Source organism: Erwinia typographi (genome assembly GCF_000773975.1).
GTDB lineage: Bacteria > Pseudomonadota > Gammaproteobacteria > Enterobacterales > Enterobacteriaceae > Erwinia > Erwinia typographi.
On record NZ_JRUQ01000062.1, the window covers coordinates 92,437 to 112,751 of the forward strand.

Annotated in this window: 15 protein-coding genes and 1 pseudogene; 9 read left to right on the forward strand and 7 right to left on the reverse strand. The window is 54.2% G+C overall.

Going from position 1 to position 20,315, the window contains the following annotated elements:
- Positions 1-507: 507 nt before the first annotated feature.
- The 4 genes from lpdA to pdhR form a co-directional block, all read right to left on the reverse strand.
- Positions 508-1,932: a dihydrolipoyl dehydrogenase gene (lpdA, locus tag NG99_RS21540; RefSeq protein ID WP_034897567.1), complete on the reverse strand. Its 1,425-nt coding sequence runs from the start codon at positions 1,930-1,932 to the stop codon at positions 508-510.
- Positions 1,933-2,114: 182 nt separating this feature from the next.
- A complete protein-coding gene (gene aceF, locus NG99_RS21545) occupies positions 2,115-4,007 on the reverse strand; it encodes a pyruvate dehydrogenase complex dihydrolipoyllysine-residue acetyltransferase (protein ID WP_034897569.1) in 1,893 nt (630 codons plus the stop codon).
- 13 nt (positions 4,008-4,020) lie between these two features.
- Positions 4,021-6,684 (reverse strand): pyruvate dehydrogenase (acetyl-transferring), homodimeric type, encoded by a 2,664-nt coding sequence (gene aceE / locus NG99_RS21550; RefSeq protein ID WP_034897570.1) that lies wholly within the window; start codon positions 6,682-6,684, stop codon positions 4,021-4,023.
- 144 nt (positions 6,685-6,828) lie between these two features.
- On the reverse strand, positions 6,829-7,593 hold the full coding sequence (gene pdhR / locus NG99_RS21555) for a pyruvate dehydrogenase complex transcriptional repressor PdhR (protein WP_034897911.1): 765 nt from the start codon (positions 7,591-7,593) through the stop codon (positions 6,829-6,831).
- Between the two features lie 503 nt (positions 7,594-8,096).
- Between pdhR and aroP the strand changes: the two genes are divergently transcribed.
- A complete protein-coding gene (gene aroP / locus NG99_RS21560) occupies positions 8,097-9,452 on the forward strand; it encodes an aromatic amino acid transporter AroP (protein WP_034897573.1) in 1,356 nt (451 codons plus the stop codon).
- Between the two features lie 97 nt (positions 9,453-9,549).
- Here aroP and ampE read toward each other — a convergent pair whose 3' ends face one another.
- Entirely contained in the window at positions 9,550-10,404 is an 855-nt protein-coding gene (gene ampE / locus NG99_RS21565; RefSeq protein ID WP_034897576.1) for a beta-lactamase regulator AmpE, read from the reverse strand.
- Between the two features lie 5 nt (positions 10,405-10,409).
- A complete protein-coding gene (ampD, locus tag NG99_RS21570; protein WP_034897579.1) occupies positions 10,410-10,976 on the reverse strand; it encodes a 1,6-anhydro-N-acetylmuramyl-L-alanine amidase AmpD in 567 nt (188 codons plus the stop codon).
- Between the two features lie 196 nt (positions 10,977-11,172).
- Here ampD and nadC point away from each other — a divergent pair, with 196 nt between their 5' ends.
- The 4 genes and pseudogenes from nadC (at position 11,173) to hofC (ending at position 15,310) form a co-directional block, all read left to right on the forward strand.
- The gene (gene nadC / locus NG99_RS21575) at positions 11,173-12,063 is read left to right on the forward strand and encodes a carboxylating nicotinate-nucleotide diphosphorylase (protein WP_034897582.1); all 891 of its coding nucleotides are present in this window, start codon (positions 11,173-11,175) and stop codon (positions 12,061-12,063) included.
- A 205-nt stretch (positions 12,064-12,268) separates the two neighbouring features.
- A pseudogene (ppdD, locus tag NG99_RS21580) lies at positions 12,269-12,721 on the forward strand (prepilin peptidase-dependent pilin).
- Positions 12,721-14,118 (forward strand): type II secretion system protein GspE, encoded by a 1,398-nt coding sequence (gene gspE, locus NG99_RS21585; RefSeq protein WP_034897914.1) that lies wholly within the window; start codon positions 12,721-12,723, stop codon positions 14,116-14,118. The pseudogene ppdD and the gene gspE overlap by 1 nt, the downstream one beginning before the upstream one ends.
- The gene (hofC, locus tag NG99_RS21590) at positions 14,111-15,310 is read left to right on the forward strand and encodes a protein transport protein HofC (protein ID WP_034897585.1); all 1,200 of its coding nucleotides are present in this window, start codon (positions 14,111-14,113) and stop codon (positions 15,308-15,310) included. Before gspE ends, hofC begins: the two co-directional genes overlap by 8 nt.
- Positions 15,311-15,352: 42 nt before the next feature.
- On the opposite strand, the gene NG99_RS21595 is transcribed toward hofC, so the two are convergent.
- The gene (locus NG99_RS21595) at positions 15,353-16,393 is read right to left on the reverse strand and encodes a GMP reductase (protein WP_034897587.1); all 1,041 of its coding nucleotides are present in this window, start codon (positions 16,391-16,393) and stop codon (positions 15,353-15,355) included.
- Between the two features lie 236 nt (positions 16,394-16,629).
- Between NG99_RS21595 and coaE the strand changes: the two genes are divergently transcribed.
- The 4 genes from coaE to NG99_RS21615 all read left to right on the forward strand — a co-directional run bounded on the left by coaE (position 16,630) and on the right by NG99_RS21615 (position 20,285).
- A complete protein-coding gene (coaE, locus tag NG99_RS21600; RefSeq protein WP_034897589.1) occupies positions 16,630-17,241 on the forward strand; it encodes a dephospho-CoA kinase in 612 nt (203 codons plus the stop codon).
- A gap of 4 nt (positions 17,242-17,245) precedes the next feature.
- On the forward strand, positions 17,246-17,989 hold the full coding sequence (gene zapD, locus NG99_RS21605; protein ID WP_034897591.1) for a cell division protein ZapD: 744 nt from the start codon (positions 17,246-17,248) through the stop codon (positions 17,987-17,989).
- 10 nt (positions 17,990-17,999) lie between these two features.
- On the forward strand, positions 18,000-18,215 hold the full coding sequence (gene yacG / locus NG99_RS21610) for a DNA gyrase inhibitor YacG (RefSeq protein WP_034897593.1): 216 nt from the start codon (positions 18,000-18,002) through the stop codon (positions 18,213-18,215).
- 375 nt (positions 18,216-18,590) lie between these two features.
- Positions 18,591-20,285, forward strand: a complete 1,695-nt coding sequence (locus tag NG99_RS21615; RefSeq protein ID WP_084110606.1) for an RICIN domain-containing protein — start codon at positions 18,591-18,593, stop codon at positions 20,283-20,285.
- Positions 20,286-20,315: the final 30 nt, after the last annotated feature.

Below are 20,315 nucleotides of genomic sequence, written 5' to 3' on the forward strand. Positions count from 1 at the left end.
CTGCTAGTACAATGGCTGCTAGTACAGTGTCTGAAATACGGGGATGACGATCGCACAGACCTCTGCTCCGTGCTGCGGACCCTCAGCGATACCGCTTACGCAGCCTTTCTGTCCGAAGCAAGCTATCGCAGCATCGGATTTTCGGAGCCCATGTGGCAGTTGGCCATCTGCCTGGAAAGCTGCGAGTTTATTGGCCGGGCTAAAAAGATGCATGAAAGTACACACATCCGTATCGAAGCGACATGAGGTGATAAGGAAAAATAAGTTTCATACTGATCTTCGCAGGTAATCCGCAATCAGTATTATCTGCTGAATTTTTAGTATTAAGCATCTATAAACCACACAGCTTTTATAAAAGCTACGCAGTCTGTGTACCACTCGCTCCACTGTATCGCACATTTTTTTAATTTGTTAATCAATCGGGAGCAGGTCTGCTCCCCCACCGAACGTTAAAAACGCCCCAAAAAAAAGCTCCCATATCGGGAGCTTTCTTATCAGCAAAGCAACTTACTTTTTCTTCGCTTTCGGGTTTGGCAGGTCGGTAATGCTGCCTTCAAACATCTCGGCAGCCAGGCCTACAGACTCATGCAGCGTCGGGTGCGCATGGATGGTCAGCGCGATATCTTCGGCATCACAACCCATTTCGATAGCCAGGCCGATTTCACCCAGCAGCTCGCCGCCGTTGGTGCCGACAATCGCTCCACCGATCACGCGGTGAGACTCTTTGTCGAAAATCAGCTTGGTCATGCCGTCGGCACAGTCGGAAGCAATAGCGCGACCGGAAGCCGCCCATGGGAAGGTCGCCGTCTCGTAGCTGATGCCCTTCTCTTTCGCTTCTTTCTCGGTCAAGCCAACCCAGGCCACTTCTGGCTCGGTGTAAGCAATCGATGGGATCACTTTCGGGTCGAAGTAGTGTTTCTTACCGGAGATCACTTCTGCTGCCACATGGCCTTCGTGCACGCCTTTGTGCGCCAGCATCGGCTGACCAACGATATCGCCGATAGCGTAGATGTGCGGAACGTTAGTGCGCATCTGCTTGTCGACGCGGATAAAGCCACGGTCATCCACTTCCACGCCAGCCTGACCGGCATCCAGACCTTTACCGTTCGGCACGCGACCAATCGCGACCAGCACCGCGTCATAACGCTGCGGCTCGGCAGGCGCTTTTTTGCCTTCCATCGTCACGTAGATGCCATCGTCTTTTGCTTCAACGGCGGTCACTTTGGTTTCCAGCATCAGGTTGAACTGCTTGCTGATGCGTTTAGTAAAGACTTTCACCACGTCTTTATCGGCAGCAGGGATAACCTGATCGAACATTTCAACCACGTCAATCTGCGAACCCAGCGCGTGGTAAACGGTGCCCATTTCCAGACCGATGATGCCGCCACCCATAACCAGCAGGCGCTCTGGCACTTCTTTCAGCTCCAGCGCATCGGTAGAGTCCCACACGCGAGGATCTTCATGCGGAATAAACGGCAGCTGAATCGGACGAGAGCCGGCAGCAATAATAGCGTTGTCGAAGGTGATGGTCGTTGCCCCATTCTCCCCTTCAACCACCAGCGTGTTAGCGCCGGTGAATTTACCCAGACCGGTGACCACTTTCACTTTGCGGCCTTTCGCCATCCCCGCCAGACCACCGGTCAGCTGAGTAATGACTTTCTCTTTCCAGGTACGAATCTTGTTGATATCGGTCTCTGGCTTACCAAACACGATACCGTGCTGTTCCAGCGCTTTGGCTTCTTCAATCACTTTCGCGACGTGCAGCAGCGCTTTAGAAGGGATACAGCCCACGTTCAGACAAACCCCGCCCAGGGTGCTGAAACGCTCAACGATAACGGTCTCCAGACCTAAATCGGCTGCGCGGAAGGCTGCAGAGTAGCCTGCAGGACCTGCCCCAAGTACCACGACCTGAGTTTTAATTTCTGTACTCATCATGACCTCTTAGTTAACCGCTGGGATATTCATTCATCCACCGGTACGTTTTCACCGCAAGAGTTTACAGAATTGTTAACGGACTGCAAACCGCTTGATACAAAACGTTTTCAACTACCTTGTCGACTCAGACATCGAAAGTCGGCTATGAGAAGGCCGGCAAAAGCCGGCCTTGTAACTGATTACATCACCAGTCGGCGGATATCCGCCATGATGGTAGCGATGTAAGCAGCGAAGCGGGCACCGGCTGCGCCATCGATCACCCGGTGATCGAAGGAGAGCGACAGTGGCAGCATCAGGCGAGGAACGAACTCTTTACCATTCCACACCGGTTCCATCGACGATTTAGACACGCCGAGGATTGCCACTTCCGGCGCGTTGACGATCGGGGTGAACGAGGTTCCGCCGATGCCGCCAAGGCTGGAGATGGTGAAGCAGCCGCCCTGCATATCGCTGGCGGTCAGCTTGCCGTCGCGCGCCTTTTTAGAAATCACCGACAGCTCATTAGACAGCTCAACAATACCTTTCTTGTTAACGTCTTTGAACACCGGAACCACCAGACCGTTTGGCGTATCAACCGCCACGCCGATATTGATGTATTTCTTCAGCGTCAGCTTCTGGCCGTCTTCAGACAGAGAGCTGTTGAAACGTGGGAACTCTTCCAGCGCTTTGGCTGCCGCCTTCATGATGAACACCAGCGGGGTGATCTTCAGATCCAGTTTCTTTTTCGCCGCTTCATCGTTCTGCTGCTTACGGAAGTTTTCCACTTCGGTAATGTCGGCCTTGTCGTGCTGGGTAACGTGAGGGATCACGATCCAGTTACGGCTCAGGTTAGCGCCAGAAATTTTCTGGATGCGGCCCAGCTCGACTTCTTCAATCTCACCGAACTTGCTGAAGTCCACTTTCGGCCACGGCAGCATACCCGGAATTCCGCCACTCGCAGCGGCAGCAGGGGCGGCCTCGGCACGTTTCACCGCATCCTTAACGTAAGACTGAACGTCTTCTTTCAGAATACGACCTTTACGGCCGGTCCCTTTGACCTTCGACAGATTCACGCCAAACTCACGGGCCAGGCGGCGGATAACCGGCGTCGCATGGACGTAGGCATCGTTCTCGGCAAACTCGCCTTTCGCTTCGGCTTTGGCTGGCGCAGGCGCGGCTTTCGCCTCCTGCTTAGCCGGGGCGGCCTGTTCTTTTTTCGCTGCCGGTGCGGCGGCTGGCGCTGTGCCTTCCACTTCAAAGACCATGATCATTGAGCCAGTACTGACTTTATCGCCGGTGCTGATTTTGATCTCTTTCACCGTGCCCGCGAACGGCGCAGGGACTTCCATTGAGGCTTTGTCGCCCTCAACGGTGATCAGCGACTGCTCGGCAGTCACTTTATCCCCTACTTTCACCATGATTTCAGTGACTTCAACTTCGTCGCCGCCGATATCCGGCACGGCAACATCCTTCACGCCGCCAGCTGCGGCTGGGGCGGCAGCCGCTTCTTCTTTCACTTCTGGCTTCGCTTCAGCCGGAGCCGAGCCAGAACCAGCCGTTTCAAAGACCATAATCATCGAGCCGGTGCTGACTTTGTCACCCGTGTTGATTTTGATCTCTTTCACTGTCCCGGCGAAAGGCGCTGGCACTTCCATTGAGGCTTTATCGCCCTCAACGACGATCAGCGACTGCTCGGCTTCTACCTTGTCGCCGACTTTGACCAGAACCTCGGTCACTTCAACTTCATCGCCGCCGATATCCGGGACGTTGACGTCTTTGCTTTCTGCGGTTGCAGGCGCCGCCGGTTTCGCTTCTTCTTTCTTCTCTTCCACCTTAGCCGGAGCCGCTTCTGCTGCCCCTTCAGCCGCTTCAAAGATCATGATCAGCTTGCCGGTTTCTACTTTGTCGCCGACAGAGATTTTAATCTCTTTCACTACGCCAGCCTGAGGAGAAGGCACTTCCATAGAGGCCTTATCGCCCTCCACGGTGATCAGCGACTGCTCAACGTCTACCTTGTCACCCACCTTGACCATAATCTCGGTGACTTCCACTTCGTCTGCACCGATATCCGGTACGTTAATTTCGATAGCCATTAATCTTTACCTCTTATGCCAGACGCGGGTTGACTTTATCGGCATCAATATTGAATTTGCTGATGGCTTCCGCCACCACTTTCTTATCGATTTCACCGCGTTTAGCCAGTTCACCCAGTGCCGCAACCACTACGTAAGACGCATCCACTTCGAAGTGGTGACGCAGATTTTCACGGCTGTCGGAGCGTCCGAAACCGTCGGTGCCCAGCACGCGATAGTCGCTCGCAGGCATGAAGGTGCGGATCTGCTCGGCAAACAGTTTCATGTAGTCAGTTGAGGCTACGGCCGGCGCATCGCTCATGATCTGCGCAACGTACGGCACGCGTGGCGCTTCCGTTGGGTGCAGCATGTTCCAGCGCTCGCAGTCCTGACCATCACGAGCCAGCTCGGTGAACGAGGTCACGCTGTAAACGTCAGAGCCCACGCCGTAGTCTTTCGCCAGAATCTGCGCCGCTTCACGCACATGACGCAGGATCGAACCGGAGCCCAGCAGCTGAACTTTGCCCTTGCTGCCTTCAAGCGTTTCCAGCTTGTAGATCCCCTTACGAATCCCCTCTTCCGCACCCTGCGGCATCGCAGGCATGTGGTAGTTTTCGTTCAGCGTGGTGATGTAGTAGTAGATATTTTCCTGCGCGTCGCCGTACATGCGCACCAGACCGTCATGCATGATGACCGCCACTTCGTAGGCATATGCCGGATCGTAAGAGATACAGTTCGGGATAGTCAGCGACTGAATGTGGCTGTGACCATCTTCGTGCTGTAAGCCTTCGCCGTTCAGGGTAGTACGACCGGAGGTTCCGCCGACCAGGAAGCCGCGAGCCTGCTGATCGCCTGCTGCCCAGCACAGATCGCCAATACGCTGGAAACCAAACATAGAGTAGTAGATGTAGAACGGAATCATCGGCAGGTTATTGGTGCTGTAAGACGTTGCCGCCGCCAGCCATGATGCGCCTGCGCCCAGTTCGTTGATCCCTTCCTGCAGAATCTGGCCCTTCTCGTCTTCTTTGTAGTAGGCAACCTGCTCGCGGTCCTGCGGGGTATACTGCTGACCGTTCGGGCTGTAGATACCGATTTGACGGAACAGACCTTCCATACCGAAGGTACGCGCTTCATCGGCGATGATCGGCACCAGACGATCTTTGATCGACGGGTTCTTCAGCATCACATTCAGGGCACGCACGAAGGCGATAGTGGTGGAAATCTCTTTATTCTGCTCGTCCAGCAGCTGACGGAAGTCTTCCAGCGCGGGCATGGTTAGCTTTTCGCTGAAGGTAGGCTGGCGGGTTGGCAGGTAGCCACCCAGCTTCTCACGCTGGCCGTGCAGATATTTGTACTCTTCAGACTCTTTATCGAAGGTCACGTACGGCAGTTTTTCGATGTTGGCATCGTCAACCGGCACGTTGAAACGATCACGGATGTAGCGAACGCCATCCATGTTCATTTTCTTCACCTGGTGAGCAATGTTTTTGCCCTCAGCGGTTTCACCCATGCCATAGCCTTTGATGGTGTGGGCGAGGATAACCACCGGTTTTCCTTTGGTATCCTGCGCTTTTTTCAGCGCCGCGTAGACTTTCTTCGGATCGTGACCGCCACGGTTCAGAGACCAGATCTCGTCGTCGCTCATGTCTTTAACCAGCGCGGCGGTCTCCGGGTATTTACCAAAGAAGTGTTCACGCACGTAGGCGCCGTCACGGGATTTGAAGGTCTGGTAGTCACCGTCAACGGTTTCGTTCATCAGCTGCACCAGCTTGCCGCTGGTGTCTTTACGCAGCAGCTCATCCCAACGTCCGCCCCAGATAACTTTGATCACTTCCCAACCGGCACCGGCAAAGATGCCGTCCAGCTCGTTGATGATTTTGCCGTTACCGGTGACCGGGCCATCGAGGCGCTGGAGGTTACAGTTGATGATGAAGACCAGGTTGTCAAGCTTCTCACGGGTGGCGATAGTGATCGCCCCTTTGGATTCTGGCTCATCCATCTCACCGTCGCCCAGGAAGGCATAAACGGTCTGCGCCGCGGTGTCTTTCAGACCACGGTGCTCAAGGTATTTCAGGAATTTAGCCTGGTAGATCGCGCCGATAGGGCCAAGGCCCATAGAGACGGTCGGGAACTGCCAGAACTCAGGCATCAGTTTAGGGTGCGGATAGGAAGAGAGACCCTTACCGTGCACTTCCTGACGGAAGTTGTTCATCTGCTCTTCGGTCAGGCGGCCTTCAAGGAAGGCACGAGCATACACGCCAGGGGAGATGTGGCCCTGAAAGTACACCAGATCGCCGCCGTCTTTTTCGCTACGCGCACGGAAGAAGTGGTTAAAGCACACTTCATAAATGGTGGCGGAGGACTGGAAGGAGGACATGTGGCCACCCAGCTCCAGATCTTTCTTCGATGCACGCAGAACGGCCATGATAGCGTTCCAGCGGATCGCGGAACGAATACGGCGTTCGAGAGAAGTATTACCCGGGTAGTCCGGCTCGTCTTCAACGGCAATAGAGTTGATGTAGTTGCGGGCGCTGATACCTGCCGCAACCTTCACACCACCTTTACGTGCTTCGCTCATTACCTGGTCGATCAGGAACTGCGCGCGCTCAACACCTTCTTCACGGATGACCGATTCGATCGCCTGTAGCCAGTCGCGAGTTTCGATCGGATCCACGTCATTGTGTAAACGTTCTGACATGGGGGTATTCCTTATCTGTGTCTAATACGTTGAATTGTCTGGAGCCTGTCCCGCTATACCCGGCGTAATGTCCAGACACAGTGAGACAGGCTCATCGTTAATACCCAGGCCTGAGCTGGGCTGGTTTCGCGTTATGCTTACGCGTTAGTCCTTACGTTGCTGTAATCGTCGTAAGGAGCGCTCTCGGCGACTCTGCTCGCGACTTCTGTCCAGCAATATTTCCTCAATAAACGCCAGGTGACGGTGTGAGGCTTCGCGGGCCTGTTCGGGTTCGCGTGCCACAATCGCCTGAAAAATACTGGCGCGGTGACCGCTCACTTTCGCCAGCATTTCGCGGCGCGAGTAGAGCAATTCAAAGTTCTGTCGTACGTTCTGTTCGAGCATTGGCCCCATACAGCGGAGCAAATGCAGCAGCACCACATTATGCGCGGCCTCTGTGACGGCGATCTGGTACTGCATCACCGCATCCGCTTCCGCGTCCAAATCGCCATTGTCCTGAGCGGTCTGAATCTGCAGATGGCAGTGGCGAATACGTTCAATATCGTCGTCGGTGCCGCGCAGCGCGGCGTAGTAAGCCGCGATCCCTTCCAGGGCGTGGCGGGTTTCCAACAGATCAAACTGGGATTCAGGATGACCGGCAAGCAGTTCAACCAGCGGATCGCTGAGGCTTTGCCACAGGCTGGTTTGCACGAAGGTGCCGCCGCCCTGACGGCGCAGCAACAGACCTTTGGCTTCCAGACGCTGGATAGCTTCACGCAGGGAAGGACGGGAGACATCGAACTGTTTAGCAAGCTCGCGTTCTGGGAGCAGCTTTTCACCCGGACGCAGGGTCCCTTCCATAATCAGGGACTCGAGCTGCTGCTCGATAGCATCGGATAGCTTTGGTTGGCGGATTTTGCTGTAGGCCATCATCCCTTCTTCTGCCTTGCCGAAGTAAATTGGTAATACCAATTGCAAAAAGGTGCCCGTAAAGTAACAAAGTATTCACCCCATGTCCATATGGCAACCGACCGAATTCGGACCCAAGTCTCTTTTACCTATAAAGGGTTAACCGCTAAAAAATCGGCAGAAAAGCACCTCGCTAAATGTTAATTTTTTTAACTTTCCTGAAAGCCTGCAAGCAGTTGTGGGCAAAAAAGTGGCTAAGCCTGAAGCCAGGTTATCTCTATTCTAACGGTGTTGATGACATAAACATGAATTGTGACCGGGCGGGGAAATTTTAGGCGTTCTGCCGCACAAAAAGAGAAAGCGAGTGCAATGGCGACCGCTTATCACTATTCTTGTCGCAAAGGTAGCATGAGCCTCTTTTTCGTGTCTCTGGCACTGTAAATCTTTCAATACGTTACCTGGAAAAACGAACTTACAGAGGGCGGCCCTTTGGTAAGAATAATAACGACATCATGAGGTTTATTATGGAACAACAGCAGGGCGAAACGCTGAAGAGGGGTTTAAAGAACCGCCATATTCAGCTGATCGCGTTGGGAGGTGCCGTGGGTACCGGCCTGTTTCTGGGTATCGCCGATACTATCCGTATGGCGGGTCCGTCGGTACTTCTGGGTTATGCTATCGGCGGATTTATCGCCTTTCTGATTATGCGTCAGCTCGGTGAGATGGTGGTGGAAGAGCCGGTCGCCGGTTCATTCAGTCACTTCGCCTACAAATACTGGGGCAACTTTGCCGGCTTCGCCTCCGGCTGGAACTACTGGATTCTGTATGTTTTGGTGGCGATGGCTGAGCTGACCGCCGTCGGCAAATACATTCAATACTGGTATCCGGAAATTCCTACCTGGGTATCGGCTGCTGTGTTCTTCTTACTGATCAATGCTATCAACCTGACTAACGTTAAAGTCTACGGCGAGATGGAGTTTTGGTTCTCCATTATTAAAGTCGCGGCCGTAGTGGGGATGATCCTGTTCGGTGGCTGGCTGCTGTTTGGCGGCCACGCTGGCCCGGAGGCGAAAGTCTCTAACCTTTGGGATCGGGGCGGCTTTTTCCCGAACGGCATCTCCGGCCTGGTGATGGCGATGGCGGTCATCATGTTCTCCTTTGGCGGCCTTGAGCTGGTGGGGATCACCGCTGCTGAGGCCGACAACCCTGAACAAAGTATTCCCAAAGCGACCAACCAGGTGCTGTACCGCATCCTGATTTTCTATATCGGTTCGCTGAGCGTGCTGCTCTCGCTTTATCCGTGGACTAAAGTGATTGGCGGCGCCAGTCCGTTCGTGATGATTTTCCACGACCTTGGCGACAGCCTGGTGGCTAATGCGCTCAACGTGGTGATCCTGACGGCGGCGCTGTCGGTCTATAACAGCTGCGTTTACTGTAACAGCCGGATGCTGTTCGGCCTGGCGCAGCAGGGTAACGGCCCGAAAGCGTTGCTGAAGGTGGATACCCGCGGCGTACCGGTGATTGCCATTGCGGTTTCCGCAGCGGCGACGGCGATCTGCGTACTGATCAACTATCTGATGCCTGGCGAGGCCTTTGGCCTGCTGATGGCGCTGGTGGTTTCGGCGCTGGTGATCAACTGGGCGATGATCAGCCTGGCCCACCTGAAGTTCCGCCGCAAAAAAGATCAGCAGGGCGTGGAGACCCGCTTTAAAGCGCTGCTGTACCCGCTGGGTAACTGGATCTGCCTGCTGTTCCTGGCCGGTATCCTGGCGATCATGGCTATGACGCCGGGCATGGCGATTTCCGTATGGCTGATCCCGGTATGGATTGCCGTTCTGGGCATTGGCTACCTGCTAAAATTACGGACGCAGAAAGCCTGATCGCAACAGGGCGGCACCTGCCGCCCTGTTCTTCTATCCACTTAGCTGTAACGCGTAAGGGAGGCCAGAATCTGGCTTCCCTCCCCCCCCCAGGCACTCAGACCAGCGTGCCGTAAATCGTTAGCAGCGCCACCACCACCACCAATACCAGTGAAACTTTCTTCGCCAGCGCTACGGCCACGCGAGGCGTTTCAACTTTATCGGTGTGCGGATCGCGGGCCAGCGAGAATTGTGCCAGGCGGGTCAGCACCTGATATTGTGAAGTATGGCGATCGCCAAGCGAAGCAAACCAGGCCGGCAGCGCCCGCTCGCCGTGCCCCAGCAGCGCATAGGCCGCACCGGCCAGGCGAACAGGTATCCAGTCCACCACATGCAGAATGGCATCAACGCCGGACTGCGAACGCTCAACCGGCGAGTGATGGCGCGCCATCCACGACTGCCACGCGCGGAGAGAAGCGTAACCCACCAGCAGCACCGGCCCCCATGGGCCGCCCACCACAAACCAGAACAGCGGCGCCAGATAGAAGCGAAAATTGATCCACAGCAGCGCATTTTGCAGCTCGCGAAGATATTCGCGTTCATCACAATCGACCGGGATGCCGTGGATCAGCGTCAGCTCTTCCGCCATCGCCTTATGCGCATCCACATCGTTGTGGCTCGCCGCTTTCAGATAGGCGTGATAGTGCAGCCGGACCGAACCGGCGCCAATGCAAAGTAGCCCGACCACAATCCAGAACAGCAGCTTAAGCACGCCAAAGAACAGCCCTTTCAGCGCCAGCAGGCAGACAAAAACGATCGCCATCGCCACCAGCGTCATCAGCAGGGTACGCAGCAGTGAGAATTTATGTCTTCCGCGAAACAGTGGCGTCAGCAGGTGATCCAACTGCCAGTGTTCGCCCATTTTAAACAGGCGCTCCCAGCCCAGAACCAACAGCAAACTAAAAAGCGTCATGCCTGTTACTCCTTTAAAGGGGCCGCAGAGGGGGCATCCAGCGCATCCCTAAACCTTATCCAGTCAAAAGCCGGTCCGGGATCGGTTTTGCGCAATGGGGCAATATCGCTGTGCCCGGTAATGTGGTTCGCTATAGCCGGATAATGCGCGATAAGCAGCTTAGTTAGCGCCTGCAAAGCCTGATACTGCGCATCGGTATAGGGCAAAATATCCGTTCCTTCCAGCTCAATACCGATAGAAAAATCGTTGCAGGCTTCGCGCCCCTGATAGCAAGACACGCCAGCATGCCAGGCCCGAAGATCGAAAGGCACGTACTGCACGATCTCGCCATCACGGCGGATCAGGCAGTGAGCCGACACCCGCAGCTGGGCGATATCCGCAAAATAGGGATGCGCCTCGGGATCTAAATTTCCAGTGAACAGCGCATCAATCCAGGGACCGCCAAACTCGCCAGGCGGCAGACTGATGTTATGGATCACCAACAGCGATGGCATTTCGTGATCCGGACGCTCGTTGAAATGCGGTGAAGGAACCTGCTTCACCCCCTGGAGCCAGCCCGCTTGCAGCTGCATACCCTGCTCTCCTTTTTTAACAATATCATCAGAGTAGCATGAATCATTTTTGGAAAACCAAACTTCTGGTGGTCAGGTTCAGCGCTCAGGTCTCGCCGATCTGATGTATGGCGGCACGACGCGGCAGTGGCTGGCAAGGCGCCGTTAAACAGGCTAGCATGGTTGAACTCTCTATCCGACCTTTCGGAGTTCGATCATGACTACCCGCCGCTACGATCCGGACAGCCGCCGCGCGCTGCTGCTGGAGCGTATTGAGGACGATATTCCCCCCAGCGTGGCTCAGGCCCTGCGGGAAGATTTAGGGGGGGAAATCGATCCCTGCAATGATATCACCGCCAGCCTGCTGCCAGCCGATGCCACTTCCCATGCCGTGGTGATTACCCGGGAACCGGGAATTTTTTGCGGCAAGCGCTGGGTGGAAGAAGTCTTTATTCAGCTCGGCAACAAAACCCAGATTATCTGGCACGTTGACGACGGCGACACAATCGCAGCTGACCAGACTCTGTTTGAAATTACCGGCCCTTCAGCCCTGATCCTCACCGCCGAACGCACCGCGCTGAACTTTGTGCAAACGCTTTCTGGCGTGGCAACGGAAGTCAGCCGTTACGTAGCGCTGCTCAAAGGCACGCGTACCCAGCTGCTGGATACCCGTAAAACGTTGCCGGGAATGAGAACGGCGCTGAAATACGCGGTGCTTTGCGGCGGCGGAGCTAATCACCGCCTTGGGCTTTCCGATGCTTTCCTGATCAAAGAAAATCACATTATCGCTACCGGCTCGATTCGCGAAGCGATCGAAAAAGCCTTCTGGCTGCATCCGGACGTACCGGTTGAAGTGGAGGTTGAGTCACTGGATGAACTGGAACAGGCGCTGGCTGCCGGGGCAGACATTGTGATGCTCGATAACTTCTCGGTCGGGCAGATGCGTGAAGCCGTGAAGCAAACCGACGGCCGCGCGCTGCTTGAAGTCTCCGGTAACGTCACCGATGAAACGCTGCGGACCTTTGCCGAAACCGGCGTCGACTACATTTCCGTCGGCGCGCTGACCAAGCATATTCGCGCCTTAGACCTCTCAATGCGTTTCAAATAATTCCCTTCTTCCTCCACGCCATCGCTGCTGCAGTGGCGTGCCGTTATTTACCGCTCAATCTGCGAGCCAGCTTGCCGTTAATTTGCTGGCTACTGCAACAGGTGAAACTTCATTACGACCGGCCCCGCGCCTGACTTTTTTGTCGCTGGCTGGCTGAATGTCGCCGCGTTATCTTGCCAGCCTCTCAACCACATGGAGGTTAGCTATGAAACATCAACAAGGATTTACCCTGATTGAGCTGATGATTGTCATCGCCATTATTGCCATTTAAAGCGCCATTGGCCTGCCCGCGTATCAGAGCTACCTGCAAAAAGCCGCGCTGACCGATATGCTGCAAACCGCTCTGCCCTATAAAACGGCCGTCGATCTTTGCGCCATTGAGCGGGGAGGAACCGGCAACTGTAGTGAAGGCAGCAACGGTATTCCGGCGGGCAAAGGCTCTCGCTACGTCGCTTCGGTAGGCATCAGCGCGGGGGTTATTTCTCTGGTTGGACAGGAGAGCCTGAGCGGGCTTAGCGTCGCAATGCGCCCCGTCTGGGAGACCGCACAGGGGCAAATCAGCTGGCAGCGAAGCTGCACCAGTAGCCAGGCAAACCTGAAGGCAGCCTGTGAAAACGTCTTCCGCTTCGATGAGGATACCAGCGAGGTGGCAGAGTGATCGCTCATTCCACCCGCAAGGCCGTTGAGGCCCTGTGTCTTCGTCACCAGGCGGTGATCCTGGATTTTACGCCGCGTCAGCTGCGGCTGGCGATGGCGAACACGCCGGAAGATGGGCTGATGGAGGCGCTCCGCTTCGCCACACAGGGCGCCATTGAGGTGGAGTGCTGGCCTCAGGCGCAGCTTGAGCAGTTTCGCCAGCAGCCCTCAGCCGTTGATCCACAACCATCGCCGGGGGCAGGAGGGAGCGATGCTGCACCAGAGAAAATCCAGCATCTGCTCCAGCTGGCCGTACAGCTAAGGGCTTCCGACATTCATATCGAACCTCAGTCTACTTCACTGCGCGTGCGCTTACGTATTGACGGCGTCCTGCAAAACGTCCCTGGCAGCGAAAAAGATAACGCGGCGGCCCTGCTTGCCAGACTAAAAATATTGGCGAACCTGGACATTACCGAGCGGCGTATCCCACAGGACGGGCAATTTACGGTAGAGCTTGGCGGCAAGATGGCCTCGTTTCGCCTGGCCACGCTGCCGACGCACTACGGCGAGAAGGCCGTCCTCCGGCTGCTGCAAAGCGAACCGCAGGCGGTCGCGCTGGAGACGCTGGGGATGCCCCCGGCAGCATTGAAAATATACCGTCAGGCACTCGCCCGCCCGCAGGGGCTAATCCTGGTCACCGGCCCAACTGGCAGCGGAAAAACGCTCACGCTTTATAGCGGACTGAGTTCGTTGAATTCTCCGCACCGCAACTTGTGCAGCGTGGAAGATCCTATTGAGATCCCGCTCCCCGGCGTTAACCAGACCCAAATCCATCCTAAAGCAGGTCTGGATTTTAACCTCGTGCTGCGGGCTTTGCTGCGCCAGGACCCGGATGTGATCATGCTTGGAGAGATCCGCGACCGGGAGACAGCTGAAACCGCAGTGAAAGCGGCACAAACGGGTCACCTGGTCCTGTCGACGCTGCACACCAATTCCACCACCGAGACGCTAACGCGGATGGGCCAGATTGGCATTCCGGGGTATCTGCTGGCTTCGGCGCTGAAGCTGATTATCGCCCAGCGGTTAGTTCGCCGCCTTTGCCCCTGGTGTCGCCAGCAGAGTGAGGCGGTGGCCCACTTTCCACCGGCCATCTGGCCCGGCACGGTACAGAACTGGCAGGCCCCCGGCTGTGAACGTTGCTACTCTGGCTTCTATGGTCGGCTGGCACTGTTTGAAATGCTCCCGATAACCGCTCCGCTGCAAAACGCCATTGCCGCCAACGGCTCAGCTGAGCAGCTTGCGGAGATTGCCCGTCAGCAGGGAAGGAACTCTTTGTTTGTTGAGGGACTGCACTGCGTTAATCGTGGCGACACCACGCTGGAGGAGCTGAACCGCATCACAGGGAGCGGCGATGGCTAACGCATTGCTGTTTCGCTGGCAGGCGATGGATAAGAGTGGGGCGATGGTTCAGGGCGCCTTCTTTTGCCACAACCAGCAGGAGGTTATGGAGAGGATGTTGGCAAAAGGGCTAACGCCGCTAACGCTCTCCTCCGGCAAGCGCTATCGCGCAAAAGAGTGGCAGTGGCAGCAGAAAATTGCCCTCTTTCGCCAGCTGGCGACCCTACTTAAAGCTGGGCTGACGCTCTCGGCCAGCCTGCATCTGCTGGGGGAAGAGCATCAACATCCCGGCTGGCAGGCGCTGTTAAGCCAGCTACAAACAAGCGTCGCGGAAGGCATCCCGTTCTCCACGGCGCTGGCTATGTGGCCGGAGGTGTTTCCTCCACTTTTCCCAGCCCTGATGTCCGTTGGCGAAGTGACCGGGCGCATCGAAACGTGCTGTCAGCAGTTGGCCAGCCAGCAGGAGCGTCAGCAGCGGCTGCAAAAGAAGGTCGCTAAGGCCCTGCGCTACCCTCTTTTTATTCTGCTGTTGGCCCTGATGGTCAGCGTGGGGATGCTGGTCTTTGTCCTGCCTGAATTTATATCCGTCTATCAGGCGTTTGACGCTCCTCTTCCTGCCTTCACGGCTGGCGTGGTGGCGCTTGCCGAATGGCTACAGGAATACGGCCTGACGCTTCTGATTGCCGCAGGCATTTTGGGGTTCGGCTGGCGCTGGCAAACCCAACGCTCGTCGGGCTGGCAAAGGAGAGAACAGCGCTGGCTGCTGGGTTTACCGTTGATGGGCAAACTTTATCAGGGTGGGCTGCTCAGCCGGATATTTATGACTCTGGCGCTAACGCAGCAGGCCGGACTGACGTTGTTACAGGGGCTACAGGCGGTGGAGAAAACGCTGGTTCCTCTGCTGTGGCGGGAAGCTATTCAGCAGCTTCAACGGCATATTGCTTCCGGTCATCCTCTCCATCAGGCGCTGAAGCAGCACCCGCTCTTTAACCCGCTTTGCTATCAGCTGATTAAGGTGGGTGAGGAGTCCGGCTCCCTCGACAACATGCTGGCCCGTCTGGGCAATATGCATGAAGAGATGACAAACGACCTGGCCGATAATCTGGCTGCCGCTACTGAGCCGCTGATGATGGTGATAACCGGCGTTTTGGTAGGCGCGCTGGTGATCGCTATGTATCTGCCCATTTTTAACCTGGGAAATGCGATGGGATAAGGGATAACAGCCTGCCTTTCGTCCAGGCAGGCTGTTTCTGCGTCAGCGGTTAAAGACGCGGTTTTCCTGTTCCGCAACGCGAATAAACGTGGTGCGCTTGGTCAGCTCTTTTAAACGTTCTGCCCCAACGTAGGTGCAGGCTGAACGCAGGCCGCCAAGAATATCGCGCGCTGTGTGCTCAACCGGCCCACGCAGCGGCAGCTTCACGGTTTTGCCCTCGGCTGCACGATAACCTGCCACGCCGCCTACGTGACGCTTCATGGCAGATTCAGAACTCATTCCGTAGAACAGCATGAACTGCTCGCCATCTTCCTCTACCAGCGTGCCCTCACACTCTTCGTGCGCAGCCAGCATCCCGCCTAGCATGACAAAATCCGCCCCGCCGCCAAAGGCCTTCGCCACGTCGCCCGGCACGGAGCAACCGCCATCGCTGACAATCTGCCCACCCAAACCATGAGCCGCATCCGCGCACTCAATCACGGCAGAAAGCTGGGGATAGCCGACGCCGGTTTTAACCCTGGTGGTGCAGACCGAACCGGGGCCAATCCCGACCTTCACAATGTCGGCACCTGACAGAATAAGCTCTTCAACCATTTCGCCGGTCACTACATTGCCAGCACAGATGGTTTTACCCGGACAGGCCTCGCGGGCGCGGTGCAGGAACTCGACAAAATGTTCGGAATACCCGTTGGCAACGTCAATACAGATAAAATTCAGCAGCGGTGAGAGCGCCAGAATCTGCTGCATTTTGATGAAATCGGCATCCGAAGTACCGGTAGAAACCATGACGTGTTTCAGCACGCTGTCAGGAACTCGGGAGATAAATTGCTGCCACTGCTCAACGCTGTAATGTTTGTGCACGGCGGTGAGCACATCGAAAGACGCCAGGGCCTCGGCCATACTGAAAGTGCCGACAGTATCCATATTAGCTGCGATGATCGGTATGCCAGACCAGGCCACAGCAGAATGCTTGAAGGTAAATTGACGGGTAAGTTCTACCTGAGAACGGCTTTTTAGCGTGGAACGCTTTGGCCGGATAAGGACATCTTTAAAGCCTAATTTAATATCTTCTTCAATACGCATGATGAGTTTCCTGGTTGATGGCGCAATAGTTAGCGGGTCCCAGCTCCAGTGACGCTATCATACGCGGTAAATTCGTATGAGCAAGACTGCGAAAAACGCTTTATATACGCTACAATCCCATAAATTTATCCGCTATCCCCTGGTGTGATCTGCACCACCTTTTGAGCCTGTAATCGCTGAGTTTATCTGACGCGATGCCGACTTCAGTCACAACAGGGTCGGGAGAGAGAGGGCTTATGCGCTATACTGTTGCGCTGACTGGTGGCATCGGCAGCGGAAAAACCACCATTGCGAATGCCTTTGCCGCAAGAGGTGTGGACATCGTCGATGCTGACGCGATTGCCCGTCAGGTTGTGGAGCCCGGCCAGCCAGCGCTTGCCACGATCCAGGCTAAATTTGGTCAGGAAGTGATCCTTAGCGACGGGCACCTCGATCGCAAAGCTATGCGCGAACGCATTTTCACCTCGGCGGAGAACAAAGCCTGGCTCAATGCCCTGCTGCATCCTCTGATCCAGCAGGAAACGCGCCGCCAGCTGGCGTTAACCCACTCCGTCTGGTGTCTGTGGGTTGTGCCGCTACTGGTTGAAAATAATCTTCACCAGCTGGCGAATCGGGTACTGGTCGTCGACGTGGATCGTGAGACCCAGCTAAAGCGCACCATGAGCAGGGATGGTATCAGCCGCGAACAGGCGGAACATATTCTGGCCGCTCAGGCAACGCGTGAACGTCGCCTCGCCGTGGCGGACGACATTATCGATAACGGCGGATCACCCGAGTCGGTGGCCGCGCGCGTTGCCCTGCTGGACCAGCACTATCGCAGGCTGGCCGGGGCCACAAATCAGGATTAACAGCATGAGCACAACCGTCTTATTTGAGTATCCACTTAACGAAAAAATGCGTACCTGGCTGCGAATTGAGTTTTTGATCGGCCAGTTAGAGAGTAGCAGAACCATCACCGACAACCTTGGCGCGCTGACCTTTTTCCGCAACGCGGCAGAGCTGCTCGACGTATTTGAACGCGGTGAATTACGCACTGAGATTGTTAAAGAACTGGAGAAGCAGCAGCAAAAATTACGCGCCTGGGCCGACGTGCCGGGGGTTGATATGGCGTTAATCCTTACCCTGAGTGACAAGCTTAAGGCCTGTTCCAGCGTGCTGATGGCCGCGCCACGCATGGGTCAGCTAATCCGTGAAGATCGCCTGATCGGGCTGGTTCGCCAGCGCTTAAGTATTCCCGGCGGCTGCTGCAGTTTCGATCTTCCCACGCTGCATATCTGGCTGCACATCGGGCAAGAGCAGCGCGACGCTCAGGTTGCCGTCTGGATGGAGTCACTGACGCCAATTAAAAACGCCCTGACGCAAATTCTTGATTTGGTCCGCCAGTCAGGAGGATTTCGTCATCAAACCAGCCTGAACGGTTTTTTCCAGGACAATGCGGAAGGCGCCGAGCTGCTGCGCCTACAGCTGTCTCTGGATGATTCTCTGTACCCACAGGTTTCCGGTCACAAAAGCCGCTATGCTATTCGTTTTCTGCCGCTAGACAGCGAACGCGGTGAAGTGCCGGCACGCCTGGATTTTGAACTCGCCTGTTGTTAAGGTTTACCTGATGAATAAAGATGATGTGATGATAGTCAACTGCCCAACCTGTGCAAAAGAAGTGATTTGGGATGAGCTAAGCCCGTGGCGGCCGTTTTGCAGCAAGCGCTGCCAGCTGATCGATTTAGGTGAATGGGCTGCTGAAGAGAAACGGATTGCCAGCAGCGGCGATCTCTCGGAAAGCGATGAGTGGAGCGAACAAGACCCGCGCCTGGACAGAGAGTAAAGTACAGTACCCGCCGTGCTCACCCCAGAGCCATCGGCGGGTAAACGACGACCATTCAAATCAGACAGACAGCCCGCATTGCTTAACCAGGATCGGCGATGTACTTCCCAGACTAAAGACCAGAATACCTTGCCTTAAATTAAATCACTTCAGTTTATTCCAGCTAACAGCGCGAATTTTCCTGTCACCTCTGGGCGGAAAAGCATGATTATGGCTTTCAACTTAAAACACAGTATTAAAGCAATTATTTAACATCTTATTTACTGTTCTTTGCCATAAGAAAAAAGCCTTCAGCTTAAGGAAAAACAAGTTTGTAAATCCCCCTTCTGCAGTCAGAATTTCAGCTCGAGGACCTAAAAATTACACAGGGATATTATGAAATTCACGCTAAGTCTTATTACTACATGCATTATATCATGTAATGCATTTGCTTTACCTTCAAATAATGCAATCGCTTCATCTTCGAGTTACAGTATGGATGCAGCATTCAGAACCAATCAATCGACCAACTATATTATTATGGCCGACCCCCAGGCATGGCGAATGGGGCAAGGTAATGCTTACCCAGACCCAAACAGCCCAAATACGGCCCACACATGGAAAGACTTCAATCGCCGGGTAGTCAGGGGAATTAACACATTACACATGACAGTAAAGGCTCGTTTCGGTGTTATTAATGGCGACATCACAGAATTCGGCAGGCCCACCCAACGCGCATCATTCAACGAAATTTACAACGGAGTTATGTTTCCTTTATTGATAGGATTAGGGAACCATGATTATGAGTCAAATATCAATGACTGTGCCATCCCATTTGCGCTAAATTTCAGTATGAATGCCTGCGCATATTCTGCTGCACACGACTTAGAAAACCGCATAAGTCAATATCGAAAAAATTTTGAAAATTTCTCTGCAGACATTACTCAATCGGAAAACAGCGTTACGCAGGGAAGCATGGGCTATTCCTGGGACTCGAATTCATTTGGCGTATCCAATCATTTTGTCCAACTCCATCTCGCTCCAGGCTATAAAGTCTGGATCAACAATATGATTAGTTCTCATAATTATGATATTCTGGATTCCTTGTCCTGGTTACGTCACGATCTTGATAAAGCCAGAAAACGCGGCGTTAATAACATTTTTCTTAACTTTCATGCGATGGAATGGTTAAATCGCATGCCAGATTCACAGCAACAGCAGTTAAAGTCCATAATAGATGAATATAAGATTTCTGCAATATTCGTTGGGCATTCCCACTATCCATTATTGCAAACCCATCGTCCTTTTGGCAAGGTTCCAATATATACTAGCGGCGCACTGTATTCTGGTTATGTCGATGTTTTGAACGTGGATAAAGAAGGATTTCAAGTCAAAACATATATGACTAAGACTGGAAAGCCGGAAGAAGTCATCATCCGAGATAAAGTCGCCACACCTAAGCCTCCATCCCGGTGCTATAAACATGGCACTAAAATTTCGGCAGGTAATTTTGTCCGCACTGAGCCATTCAATAAAAACTTTCAGTATGTCTACCTGAGGCAGAATAATACATCGAATGCTCTGGATGCCAATATGGCTGAGGATGTTTACACGAATAAGTTTTCGTCCAGCAACCCTTATATGCGTTGGAAGTTAAAGTCCTACTGGACGAATGCCGAAGGAGAAACTTATTATACATTAACGCATCTGAAATCGGGTAAGGTGCTTGACAGTAATAGTGCGGGTAAAGTTTATACTAAAAAATGGAATGGCGGAAGATATCAACAGTGGAAATTGTTGAAATATTCTGATGGCAGCCAAATCCAGTTAATCAACGTCGCTACTGGTCGTATCCTGGATGCCAATTCAAATAAAAATATATATACTAAGAAAAGCTCACTGAAATTTACCAATGGTTATCAAAACTGGCAGATCGTTAATCCAGGAGGGGCCAAAGCTGATAGCGTCAAATATTTCGAAGCAAAAAGCGCCAATTCATGGAGCCAGGCACTACCTCAAGGTACATCCAGTAATCAGCATTGGTCATATGCAGGTGAAAGGAGTTTGACTCAGGCAGCCCCGTGCATCTAACAGCCAGTCACTAATAATACAGATAAAAGA